Annotated in this window: 10 protein-coding genes; 3 read left to right on the top strand and 7 right to left on the bottom strand. The window is 65.1% G+C overall.

Translation table 11 applies throughout. The features are described from left to right. Window positions 1-186 precede the first annotated feature (186 nt). Window positions 187-918 (bottom strand): autoinducer binding domain-containing protein, encoded by a 732-nt coding sequence (locus QMZ05_RS30500; RefSeq protein ID WP_353704121.1) that lies wholly within the window; start codon window positions 916-918, stop codon window positions 187-189. A gap of 210 nt (window positions 919-1,128) precedes the next feature. After that, window positions 1,129-2,694 (bottom strand): amidase, encoded by a 1,566-nt coding sequence (locus QMZ05_RS30495; RefSeq protein WP_353704120.1) that lies wholly within the window; start codon window positions 2,692-2,694, stop codon window positions 1,129-1,131. 265 nt (window positions 2,695-2,959) lie between these two features. Here QMZ05_RS30495 and QMZ05_RS30490 point away from each other — a divergent pair, with 265 nt between their 5' ends. Next, complete coding sequence (locus QMZ05_RS30490; protein ID WP_279706419.1) at window positions 2,960-4,201, top strand: MFS transporter; 1,242 nt, start codon at window positions 2,960-2,962, stop codon at window positions 4,199-4,201. A 107-nt stretch (window positions 4,202-4,308) separates the two neighbouring features. On the opposite strand, the gene QMZ05_RS30485 is transcribed toward QMZ05_RS30490, so the two are convergent. Continuing rightward, on the bottom strand, window positions 4,309-5,562 hold the full coding sequence (locus QMZ05_RS30485; protein ID WP_353704119.1) for an adenylate/guanylate cyclase domain-containing protein: 1,254 nt from the start codon (window positions 5,560-5,562) through the stop codon (window positions 4,309-4,311). Between the two features lie 176 nt (window positions 5,563-5,738). Between QMZ05_RS30485 and QMZ05_RS30480 the strand changes: the two genes are divergently transcribed. Continuing rightward, window positions 5,739-5,930, top strand: coding sequence for a hypothetical protein (locus tag QMZ05_RS30480; RefSeq protein ID WP_353704118.1), 192 nt, complete (start codon window positions 5,739-5,741; stop codon window positions 5,928-5,930). On the opposite strand, the gene QMZ05_RS30475 is transcribed toward QMZ05_RS30480, so the two are convergent. Then, window positions 5,931-6,809 carry a DMT family transporter gene (locus QMZ05_RS30475; protein ID WP_353704117.1) on the bottom strand — a complete coding sequence of 293 codons (879 nt, stop codon included), beginning with the start codon at window positions 6,807-6,809 and terminating at the stop codon, window positions 5,931-5,933. Between the two features lie 79 nt (window positions 6,810-6,888). Here QMZ05_RS30475 and QMZ05_RS30470 point away from each other — a divergent pair, with 79 nt between their 5' ends. Then, window positions 6,889-7,707 carry a helix-turn-helix domain-containing protein gene (locus QMZ05_RS30470; RefSeq protein WP_353704116.1) on the top strand — a complete coding sequence of 273 codons (819 nt, stop codon included), beginning with the start codon at window positions 6,889-6,891 and terminating at the stop codon, window positions 7,705-7,707. Here QMZ05_RS30470 and QMZ05_RS30465 read toward each other — a convergent pair. The 3 genes from QMZ05_RS30465 to parC all read right to left on the bottom strand — a co-directional run bounded on the left by QMZ05_RS30465 (window position 7,698) and on the right by parC (window position 12,063). Beyond that, the gene (locus QMZ05_RS30465) at window positions 7,698-8,501 is read right to left on the bottom strand and encodes an N-acyl homoserine lactonase family protein (RefSeq protein WP_353704123.1); all 804 of its coding nucleotides are present in this window, start codon (window positions 8,499-8,501) and stop codon (window positions 7,698-7,700) included. The two genes, QMZ05_RS30470 and QMZ05_RS30465, sit on opposite strands and share 10 nt — an antisense overlap. Window positions 8,502-8,656: 155 nt before the next feature. Next, window positions 8,657-9,634 (bottom strand): cation diffusion facilitator family transporter, encoded by a 978-nt coding sequence (locus QMZ05_RS30460; protein ID WP_353704115.1) that lies wholly within the window; start codon window positions 9,632-9,634, stop codon window positions 8,657-8,659. Between the two features lie 173 nt (window positions 9,635-9,807). Beyond that, window positions 9,808-12,063 (bottom strand): DNA topoisomerase IV subunit A, encoded by a 2,256-nt coding sequence (gene parC, locus QMZ05_RS30455; RefSeq protein WP_353704114.1) that lies wholly within the window; start codon window positions 12,061-12,063, stop codon window positions 9,808-9,810. Window positions 12,064-12,094: the final 31 nt, after the last annotated feature.

Below are 12,094 nucleotides of genomic sequence, written 5' to 3'. Positions count from 1 at the left end.
CCCTTGGGAGAGGTCGATTTGCGCAGCAAATCGGGTGAGGGGTTATGGTCTATCGAGAGAGCGAGACCCCTCACCCGGATTGCTCCGGACGATGCTTCGCATCGCCGAGCGCAATCCGACCTCTCCCCAACGGGGAGAGGTGAACCGAGACCGCGCCAAGCCGATTCAACTAAAACTCATCATGCTCTAGGCGAATGGCATGTCTATGAGCCGAAGCTGGATCGCCTTCGCTATCGCATGCGGCCTGTTCGACGCGTTGAGGTGCACGATCGCACGCTTCATGTGGGAACGTACGGTCTCGCAGGACAAACCGAGGATCAGGGCAATGTCATCCGAGGTCTTCCCTTGCGCGGCGAGGGACAGGCACTCCTTCTCACGTGTACTGAGCCAGGCCTTGGTGTCGGCGGCCTGGTTCCACAACCATCTCCGGAGCGAGGTGTTCTGGAATTGATGACACAATGCGAACAGCCCATTGATGACCGTCGGTGAAGAACCGGTCTCGTACTTGGTCGCGCTGTCCGAAATCGCGCTGACGAACGCAAATGACCCGTTCGGCATGTGCATCGGAATCGTGATTCCGTAGTGCAGGTTCTTGTCGTTCAGGTGGTCCACGCACGCCCGCTCGCCGGTGCTCAGGCGTTCATGGTCTTGCACGTCGATCCACTTGAGGGGCAACGTCGTCGTGAAGCAGAACCGGTAGTAGGGATCGCAAAGGTGGCTCCAGTGCCGATCCCATCGATTTGGAAAGGCTCGCGTCTTCACGACGGGTGACGTGAAGCTGCCGTCTTGCGCTCTCGGCGTGCTGGCCATGCCGTAGGCGAAGGAGGAAAAACCCAGGCCCGACAAGGCTTGATGCAACGCATCCAGCGCGGACTCGAGGTCGACAGCCTGTTCGAGATCGGCCGCGAAGCGTCCCATCAGAGCTTCGCGGTCGGCGGTGGGAAGTGCATGAGCTGCTGGGAGAGACATCAAGGTCCATCTCTCATCATGGGCCGTAATGGTCCTCCTGCGGCCCGCGGGTGTCAAGCCACGCTAAAGCGCGATCAGGATGAAGCATCGTCGCGCTTTAGGTTATTGTTTGCGCATAATCTTTTCGGAAAACCGCTTCGCACTTTTCCGGATCATGCTTCAGGCGGCCGGTTTCGGTCGCCGACGCTGCCAGGGATGCGTCGCGCCTTCGAACGCGGACGCGATGCGGAACACCCTCAGGTCGTCATAGGCTGGACCGACAATCTGCATCCCGGTGGGCACGTTGGTTTCGGCATCGAAACCGGTGGGCACGGACATCACCGGGAGGGTGCCGACCAGGTTGAAGGGATACGTCATGAACCAGCCGATAAAGGGGTTCACCGACTTCCCGTTGATGGTGAGCGGCGCTTCGCTGCTGCGCCCTGCGACGATCTTCGTCGTCGCGGTCGTCGGACAGATCAGCGCGTCGTGGGTCTCGAACAGCTTCGTCATCGATGCGTACATCTTCTGCCGCACGGTATTCAGGTTGTAGAACTTCGTGACGTCGAGCTTCTTGCCCTCTTCGAGAATCTTGATGACGTACGGGTCCACGTCGTTGCGGGACTTGGTCAGAAGACTGCCCGCGAGCGCGTAGAACACGCCTTGCCATCTTGTGTTCCATGTCTCTTCGATTTCCTTGGTCCAACCGATGTCGACCTCATCGACCACGGCGCCGAGCGAACGCAGCACCGACACGGCATTGCGTGTGTTCTTCTCGACCTCGGGATCAACAGCGAAATAGCCGAGGTCCATCGACAGCGCGATCCTCATGCCGGCGATGCCGTCGAAGGTCGGCGGGATGACCACTTTGTCCCGCAGGGACGACATGTCGGCCGGATGCTGGCCGGAAGTGACATTCTGCATCAGCCCGCAATCGCCGACGCTGCGAGCCAGTTCGCCATAGTGGATCAGCCATTCATTCGGGTGCTCGCGGTCGTTGGGGTTGCGTCCCCATGGCGGCTTGTAGCCGAACACGCCGTTCATCGCAGCCGGGATGCGAATAGACCCGCCGCCATCCGTGCCGTCCGACAGGGTCGTGTAGCCGGCGGCCAAGGCCGCGCCGCCTCCGCCGGTCGAGCCGCCGGGGGTAAATGCAGGGTTCCACGGGTTGTGCGTGACGCCCCACAGCAAGGACGCCGTCACACCTGAATGCGCGAACTCCGGTGTCGTCGTGCGGCAATGCAAGATCGCCCCGGCGGCGAGCAGGCGCTCCACGGTCGGCGCGGATTGGTCCGGAACGAAATCCTTGTAAAGCCGCGAGCCGTAGGTGGTGATCTTGCCCTTGACGGAGTGATAGTCCTTGATGGCACAGGTGATGCCTTCCAGCGGGCGGACCGGTTCACCGCGCACGTACTTGCGCTCCGCAATCCGCGCCTGTTCCAGCGCCTCGTCGAAATAGGTGTACGTCGTTGCCTTGAGCGTCGGCTCCCATGCTTCGACCTGTTTGATCTGCGCCCGCAACAGTTCGACCGGCGACAGCTTCTTGGCCTTGAATCTCGCGAGTGCCTCGCCGGCCGTCAGGTAGGCAATATCGTCGACATCGACCTTTTCGGACGGCCCCGCGGCGGCCGCGCTCGATGCTGCCGGCAGGACGGCCCCGGCGACGCCCGCAAGGGCGAGGCTCAGGAGCCGGCGGCGCTCCGGATTCGGCTGGCCTTCAAAACTCTCGTAGGGGGCTTGGCTCATGATGTCTCGTCTCCCGTGGGTAGAGCCTCGTGGGTAGGTCTGGTGAGCGACCGGGCTGCTTGCGCCAATTCGACGCCGCGCGATTTCAAGTCGCAATTCCCCGAAAGGGTGAATCGAGATGAGAACGAGACGGTGAGAGTGCTGCGTCGTCACAGCCCGCCTTTCCCGGCGGGCCTTTGTTTTTGGGTTGTCGGGAAACGGGTGGGATCGGACGTCTTCCAACCACACACTATGGCCAGATCGAATTTTCCTTGAGGATTCTGCCATGTCTGCCGATACGCCTCGCCTGCCAAGCACCTTCAATCGCCTGGCCTGGTCCAACCTCGCCGCGCAATCGGCCGAGCAGATCGCGCTTGCGGCCGCGCCCATCGTCGCCGTGCTGGTGCTCGGCGTCGGCGAAGGCCAGACCGGTCTGTTGCAGACCGCGCTGACGCTGCCCTTCATCCTGTTCGCAATTCCCGCCGGCCTGCTCGCCGACCGCGTGTCGCGGCGCTGGGTGATGGCCGGCTCCGAGGCGCTGCGCGCCGCGGCCCTTGCCGCGATCCTGCTGTTGCTCTGGCTCGGCGCGATGACCTTGCCATTGCTCGCCTTGCTCGGCTTCATCGCGGTCTGCGGCACGGTTGCCTATAGCGTCGCTGCGCCCGCTTTGGTCCCGTCGCTGGTAACGTCACAGCAATTGCCTGCCGCGAATGCCCGCATCGAGCTCGCCCGCACCGTCGCTTTCGCCAGCGGTCCCGCGCTCGGCGGCGTGCTGGTCGGCTGGGTCGGCGCCGCGCCCGCATTCGGCTTTGCCGCGGCACTGTCGGCGATCGCGGTCGTGTTGCTCGCCGGCCTCTACGAGCCGGCGCGTGCGCCCGCGCCGCGGCGTCATCCATTGCAGGACATCAAGGAAGGCGCGGCCTTCGTGATGCATCACGCCTTGCTGCGGCCTGTTTTCATCACCCAGTTCATCTTCAACACCGCATCCTTCCTGCTGCTCGCCGTGTTCGTGCCCTATGCGGTGCGCCATCTCGGGCTCAGCGCCACCGGCGTCGGCACGACGCTTGCGATGTACGGGGTCGGCATGGTGGTCGGCGCGCTGTTCGCAACCCGGGTGATGAAGCGGCTGGCGTTCGGCACCGTGATCGGGCTCGGCCCGGTCACCGGCCTCGTCGCCTCGCTGGTGATGGCGCTGACCACCTGGATCGCGACGCCGCTGCTCGCCGGCCTCGGCTTCTTCCTGCTCGGCGTCGGCCCGATCCTCTGGGTGATCTCGACCACCACGCTGCGCCAGTCGGTGACGCCGCCCTCGCTGCTCGGCCGCGTCTCCGCGATCAACATCATGAGCTACGGTGCACGCCCGCTCGGCTCCGCGCTCGGCGCCATCGTCGGTGGCTTCTACGGCGCCGAAGCCTGCCTCTACCTCGCCGCCGCGATCTTCGCCGCCCAGGCGCTGGTGATCCTGCTGTCGCCCGCGGTGTCGCTGACCCGGCAGCCCGACATGGTCGGCGAGCCGGCGCGGTGTTGAACTGGTACATCACAGTCATTGCGAGCGGAGCGAAGCAATCCATCGTGCCACTTGTGGAGAGATGGATTGCTTCGTCGCTTCGCTCCTCGCAATGACGGTGAAAAATCTCAGCTCGCCAAATACCGCTCATACTTGCCGCCGACGACCTCGTCGGCGGCAACCGCCGGATCCAGCGTGTAGAGATCCTGCGCATGGCCGATGCCGCGCAACACGAAGCGGCCGGTGGAGACCAGGTAGTTGCGGCCGGCGGCGTCGAGGCCGGCGCGGAAGGCGGTCGAGGTCAGCAATTCGCGGTCGACCGAGGCGCACATCGAGGCGATCCGGCTGACCTCGTTGACGGCGGGCCCAACCACCGTGAAGTCCAGCCGGTCCTCGCTGCCGATATTGCCGTAGAACACCTCACCGACATGAAGGCCGACATAGGCCGTCGTCGTCGGCTGTCCATCGGCGGCGCGGCGCTCGTTCAACGCATCCATGTTGCCGCGGAATTTGTGCTCGGCCCGCAGCGCCGCGCGCTTGGCGCCCGCCAGGTTTTCGCCGGTGAACATCGCCAGCACGCCGTCGCCGATCAGCTTCAGCACCTCGCCGCCGGCGTCATGGATCGCGTCGATCGAGGCCTGCGCGTAATCGTTGAGGAACGGAATGATCTCGTCCGGACCGATGCGCTCGCTGATCGCCGTCGAACCGCGCACGTCGGAGTACCACAGCACGGCCTTGATCTTCTCGGTGATGCCGCGCTGCATGCGCCCGCGCAGCACCTGCTCCGCCGTCTCGCGGCCGAGATAGACGCGGCCGAGCGTGCGGGCGATCTCGACCTGCGCGGCCGATTTGATCGCGAGCCCGAGCACCGGCACCAGGTCGCGCAGCGCCGCCATGTGGCTCTCACCGAAACCGTCCGAATGCCGGGTGGTGTAGTAGGAATAGAAGCAGTCCATCTCGCCGATCGTGCCGGCCTCGCCGAAGCGGTGCACGAACGCCGCGAAATGCTTGTGGCCCTTCTCGGCAAGGTCGCCGATCATCGAGAAATCATGGGTCCCGGCGAGATCGATGACCATCTCGTCATGGCCGTTTTCGAGCATGTGATGGAACGCCGACCGCCGCCAGTTCTGGTTGGCCTCGCCGGTGCTGGTCGAACCGTATTCGAAGATGTCGGACTCGTTGCTCTCGCCATCATTCCAGCGGAAGCCGCGTCCCTCGAAGATCGGATGCAGGGTGTCGATGAAGACGATCGCCCGCGACAGCGGCATGCCGGCGGCCCGGCAGCGCTCGCAGAAGCCGCGCAGCAGGTCGTTTTCCGGCAGGCCGGTCAGACCCTGGCGGACCAGCCAATTCATGAGGCGCAAACGGGGCGTCAGTTCCATACGTTGGATTATGCCGAGCAATTGGTGCGGGAGGAAGGGCTGGTTGTCGCGTGACAGATGCGGACGCCCATGCGGCATTGCAAGGCCGCCCAGCCGCATCAATTCAAAAGGGAACAGCGCCGCCGGAGCCGGCGAATCCGCTTCCCTTTACCCCTGGCTTCGCGCACAAGGAGCGCATGGACAACACTGCCGGCCCGCAAAATCCGATCCGACGCCTTATGAAATGGGCGATCACCCCGCCGCAATCCTATGGGGTCTATCTTGCCGGCATCATCCTGGTCTACGCCCTGTCGTTCTATGCCGGCACGCTGAAGCCGAAACATGTTCCAGCCCCGCCGGTGACCGCGCCGTCCATCCCGCACAGCTGATCAGGCCGGCTTGGCTTCCGACGTCGCGATCCAGATCCCGGCGCAGACCGCGATCAGACCAACCACCAGATTGGCCGTGATCGGCTCGCCGATCAGCTGCTTCGCCAAAAGCCCGGCCGCGATCGGATTGACCGTCATGGTGTTGGCGACGCGGGTCGGTGAGGCTCGCTCGAGCGCCAGCACCCACAGGATGAAGGCCAGCGCACCGCCGGCTATTCCGAGATAGAACCCCGCGATCCATTGCGATGCGCCGAAATCACGCAGCGTCGCCAGGCTGCCGGTGAACGACCCCACCGCCACCAGTACTGCCGCCCCTGCGCCCATGCCCACGGTGAGGAAGCCGAGTGCGCTGGAGCGGCGGATGAATGGTCGCGACAGCACGTTGTAGAACGCCATGCAGAGGACCGCAGCGGCCATGATCAGTTCACCGCGCCATGCCCCCGGTGGCGCCGCCGATAGTCCGGATGCGAGCGCAGCGGCCACGCCGAGCACCGCAATCGAGACCCCGGCGGATTTGCGCAGCGTCAGCGGCTCGATGCCGAGCACGGCACCGACCACCATGGTGGAGAGCGGCAATGTCGCGAGCGCCAGGCTGGCGCGCGCCGCCGTCGTGTAGGACATCGCGAGATTATAGAGCACGAAGAACACGCCGAAGAAGGCGACGCCGAGCGCCGCGACCGCGGGCAGGTCTCCGCGGTGCGGCCACTTCGCCCCGAGCAGGAGCGCGGCGGGAAGCACGCAGAGGAATCCGATCGCCCAGCGCAGGATCGCAAGCGTGATCGGATCGGCATTGCCCGCCAGGTAACGCGTGATCGCCGCCGCCGTGCCGCCGAGGCAGCTCGAGACCAGTGCAATCGCAACGCCGGTCCACTCGCCCATTCTGCTCCCCATGCGTTTCGTGCCCGCTTGTGGCATCTTGCCCGGCGAGACCGTTTCGGCAACTACCTGACAGGTACTCATGTCACAGCGCGATTTTGCGGCCAGCCTGCGCTGGTGGCGGCAGCGCAAGGGCCACTCGCAACTCGAGCTCGCCGGGCGCGCGGATATCTCGCAGCGCCATCTGAGCTTCCTCGAGCTCGGCCGCGCGGCACCGAGCCGCGACATGGTGATCCGGCTAGCAGCGGCGCTCGACGTGCCGCTGCGCCAGCAGAACGCGTTATTGGTCGCGGCCGGCTTTGCACCGGTGTGGCGGCAAACCGATCTCGCCGCGCCTGAGCTCGCCCAGATTCGTCACGCGCTGGATTTCATCCTGGCGCAGCAGGAGCCGTTTCCTGCTGTCGTGGTCGACCGGCACTGGAATCTGCTGCTCGCCAATGCCGGCGCCGCGCAGCTGGTGGAATTCCTGGTCGGGCCGCTGGTATCAGGCACGGCGGTCAATCTCGCCGACGCGCTGGTCGCGCCCGGCGTGCTGCGGCCCTATCTCACCAACTGGACCGAGGTCGCCGGCTACTTCGTGCGCAGCGTCGAGGCCGATGCCGCGAGCGACGGCACCACCGCGACGGCTGACTTGCTGAAGCGCCTGCTGGCCTATGACGGCGTCGAGGCGGCGTTGGCCGCGCCGCCCGCGGGGCCTGCGTCCGGGCCGGTGCTGCCGATGCTGTTCCGCAAGGGCGACGTCCGCCTACAGCTGTTCACGACCATCGCAACGCTGGGGACGCCGCAGGACGTCACGTTGCAGGAGCTGCGGATCGAGAGCTTCTTTCCGATGGACGAAGAGACCGCGCAGATTTTTCGAGGCTGGTCGAAGGCGCACGGTCCCAAAGCGGCTCAGTCATAGAACTCCGGCGACATTTTCAGCCCGTCGCGCTGCGCCTTGTCGTGGTTGATCCAGAGCTGCGCCTTCTCTTTCGTCAGCGTGTCGGCGATCTTCTGCATCGAGGCCAGCGTCTGCTCCTTGCTGGCATTCATGCTCGGCGCGCGCCGATTGTCCCAATTGTCCTTGAAGTGAACGGCGTCGCCGGTCAGCACGAGCGCGCCGGTCTTCGGCAGCTTCACCAGCAGCGACTGGTGGCCGGGCGTGTGGCCCGGGGTCGAGAGGATGGTGATGCTGCCGTCGCCGAACACGTCGCGGTCGCCCTCGAGCTTGGTGACGGGATGCTCGGGCTTGAAGCGCGGCCCGTTGTTGACGCCGGGCCATTCGTACTCGGCCTTCTGCACATACAGCATCGCGGCCGGGAACAGCTCCACATTGCCGATGTGGTCGGGATGGGTGTGCGAGACGGCCATCGCCTTGATGTCCGACGGCTTCACCCCGAGCTGGTCGAGCTGCGCGGCGAGCGTCTTCGGCCGCCGCCAGGTGATCGCCTTGGGATCGGCCGGCGCAAGGCCATTCGGCATCGCGGCGACCGAGTCGGGAATGCCGGTGTCCCACAGGAACCAGCCCTGCGCGTGCTTGATCAGGTAGCAATTGTCCACGAAGTCCATCGGCTTGCCTTCGTTGACGCCGGGCGACCAGCGCGAGATGTCGCCGGCAACGCCCTCACCGCAGTTGAGGATATAGAGCCGCTCGACGCCTGATTTCGCCGGCTGGGCGTCTGCCTGCGGGGCCGTGCCGACGACCCAGAGCAACATTGCAAGACTGATTGCCTTCCTCACATTGCCCTCCACTGATCGAGCTCGTTACTTCAACGCGCGCGGTCGCAATGTGCCGTCTTGCCGCCGATCGTGGAAGACGCGGAGATGGGCCCGACCGATCAATTGAATGCGAGTGCGTGGCGCGTCCCGGGCTAGACCATCTCCGCCGGGGCCAGCCGGCAGGTCTCGCTGCTGATCTCGACCTGCAGCGTCGCGTGATGAATGCTGAACCGCTCAGAAAGCTCCCCGCAGACGCGATGCAGGAAGACATCGTCATGTCCGCCGGGCCGCACCAGATGTGCGGTCAACGCGGTCTCGCTGGTGCTCATCGCCCAGATGTGCAGATCGTGCACCTCGGTGACGCCTTCGAGCGTAGCGAGATAGTCCCTCACCCGCTTGAGATCGATCCCCCTCGGCACCGCGTCGAGCGCGAGATTGACGCTGTCGCGGGCAAGCTCCCAACCGCTCAGCAGCACGACCACCGCGATGACCAGGCTGATCGCCGGATCGAGCCATTGCCAGCCGGTCGCCATGATCAGCAGTGCGGCGATCACGACGCCGAACGAGACGCCGGCATCCGCCGCCATGTGCAGATAGGCGCCGCGGACGTTGAGGTCGCTGTCGCGGCCGCGCATGAACAACAGCGCGGTGCCGCCATTGATCAGGATGCCGAGCGCCGCGACCCAGACCACGGTCCAGCTTGCGACCTCCGCAGGCTCGCGGAAGCGGTTGATCGCCTCGACCGCGATGCCGCCGACCGCGATCAGGAGCAGCCCGGCGTTGAACAGCGCCGCCAGGATCGAGGCACGGCGGTAGCCATAGGTGTGGGTGTCGGTCGGGCGCCTGCCGGCAAGCCACGCCCCGCCCCAGGCCAGCAGCAGCGCGATGACGTCGGAGAGATTGTGAACGGCGTCGGAGACCAGCGCCAGCGAGTTGGCGGAGTAGCCGAAGATCAGCTCCGCAATGACGAACGCGGTGTTGAGCGATGCGCCGATGGCAAAGGCCGTGCCGAAGCTGGCGGGCGCGTGGCTGTGTCCGGCATGAGAATGCCCGGCGTGGGAGTGTCCGCCGTGCGAGTGCCCGTGAGAATGACCGTCGTGGTCATGGTCGTGGTCGTGATTGTGCGCCATGGCAACCGTCGCCCGTGATCGTTGGCGACGGTTATAGCGCGGTGAAATGTGGATACTATCACACCGCGAAGGGCTGTGACGTAGCCCGGATGAAGCGAAGCGCAATCCGGGGCTATTGCCAAATGCAACAGCGGTCCCAGATTTCGCTGCACTCCATCCGGGCTACCGTGCCATTACTCCACGCCGCGGTTGAACTTGTTCGACTTCGGCAGGCCATGGGCGAGCCGGCCGGCGTCGGCACGGTTGCCGCGCCAGTCGGCCAGTTCCTTCATGGTCATACTGTGCTCGCGGCCGGCGGAGTCCTTCCAGGTCAGGCCGGTCTTGGAGTCGAACACCGCAACATCGGACAGCTCCGAGCTGGTGTATTTCTGCAGCCGCACGCCGCGGCCGCGCGCCATCTCCGGCACCTGGTCGAGACCGAACAGAACCATCTTGTGGTTGGTGCCGATCACGGCGACGGTGTCGCCGTTTACGGTCGTGATCGCGCGGGCCTCGTTCGGCATCTCGACATTGAGCACCTGCTTGCCCTTGCGGGTGTTGCCGACGCAGTCCTCTTCCTTGACGACGAAGCCCTGGCCCTCGCTGCTCGCGATCAGGAACTTGCGCTCGCCCTTGTTGACGAACAGCGAGATGATCGCGGCGTCCTGCTCGAGGTCGATGAACATGCGGATCGGCTCGCCGTGACCGCGGCCGCCGGGCAGCTTGGCGACATCGAGCGAGTAAAACTTGCCATTGGTGGCGAACAGCAGCAGCTTCGAGGTGGTCTCGGCAAAGAACGAGTGCTCGAGCTTGTCGTCGGTCTTGAAGGCGAGCCCCGAGAGATCCTCGACATGGCCCTTCAGCGTCCGCACCCAGCCCTTCTCCGAGATCACGACGGTGCACGGCTCGCGCTCGACGAGCGCCTCCTCGATCGCGGCGAGGTCATGCTCGGGCGCATCGGCGAAGGTGGTGCGGCGCTTGCCGAGCGGCGTCTTGGGTCCGAAGATGTCGCGGACCTTGCGCACCTGCTCGCCGACCTTGGCCCATTGCTCGGTCTCGGAGCCGAGCAGGCCCTCGATGCCTTTCAGCTCCTTGCGAAGATCCTTGTCCTCGGTGCGGATCTCCATCTCCTCCAGGCGGCGCAAATTGCGCAGCCGCATGTTGAGGATGGCTTCGGCCTGGATCTCGGTGAGCTTGAAGGTCTTGATCAGGACCGGCTTCGGCTCGTCCTCGGTGCGGATGATCTTGATCACCTTGTCGAGGTTCAGATACGCGACGAGGTGGCCGCCCAGCACTTCCAGGCGGTGCTCGATCTGGGCCTTGCGGAAGTTGGAACGGCGGACCAGCACGTCGCGCAGATGGTCGAGCCATTCGCGCAGGCACTCGGCGAGGCCGACCACCTTCGGGATCCGGCCCTTGATCAGCACGTTCAGATTCAGCGAGATCTTGCTTTCCAGCTCGGTGAGCCGGAACAGCGACTCCATCATCAGCGCCGGATCGACGGTGCGCGATTTCGGCTCGATCACGAGCCGCACATCCTCGGCCGACTCGTCGCGGACGTCGGCGACCAGCGGCAGCTTCTTCTCGTTGATCAGTTCGGCGATCTTCTCGACAATCCGCGACTTCTGCACCAGCCACGGAATCTCGGTGACGACGACCACCCAGGTGCCGCGCGCGCCCTCCTCCTGGGTCCAGCGCGAGCGGGTGCGGAACGAGCCGCGGCCCGTGGTGTAGGCCTCGATGATCGCTTCCTTGGAATCGACGACGATGCCGCCGGTCGGGAAATCCGGACCCTTGACCCATTTCAAAAGCGCCTTCGACTTGGCGTCGGGCTTCTCGATCAGATGCAGCGCGGCGTCGCAGAGCTCGGCGGCGTTGTGCGGCGGGATCGAGGTCGCCATGCCGACCGCGATGCCCTGCGCGCCGTTGGCGAGCAGGTTCGGGAAGCCGCCGGGCAGCACCACCGGCTCTTTCGACTGGCCGTCGTAGTTGAGGCGGAATTCAACGCCGTCCTCGTCGATGCCGTCGAGCAGCAGCCGCGCGACCTCGGTCATGCGCGCTTCGGTGTAGCGGTAGGCGGCCGGATTATCGCCGTCGATATTGCCGAAATTGCCCTGGCCGTCGACCAGCGGGTAGCGCGAGGAGAAATCCTGCGCCAGGCGCACCATGGCGTCATAGATCGCCTGGTCGCCATGCGGATGGAACGAGCCCATCACGTCGCCGACGATCTTGGCGGACTTCTTGAATGCCGCGCGCGGGTCGAGCCCGAGCAGGTCCATGCCATAGAGGATGCGGCGGTGCACCGGCTTCAGCCCGTCGCGGGCGTCCGGCAGTGCACGATGCATGATGGTCGAGAGCGCATAGGCGAGATAGCGCTCCTCGAGCGCGTCACGCAGCGGCACCTCGTGAATTTCGGCCGGCTTTTCCGGCGGAGTCTGTCGCTTTCCCATGGGGAGGCGTTAGACTTTTGCGCTGAATCGG

The sequence above is a fragment of the Bradyrhizobium sp. INPA03-11B genome (assembly GCF_040446015.1).
GTDB lineage: Bacteria > Pseudomonadota > Alphaproteobacteria > Rhizobiales > Xanthobacteraceae > Bradyrhizobium > Bradyrhizobium macuxiense_A.
The sequence above is the reverse complement of the archived record's forward strand: the minus strand, read 5'-3'. Positions and strand labels throughout refer to the sequence as shown.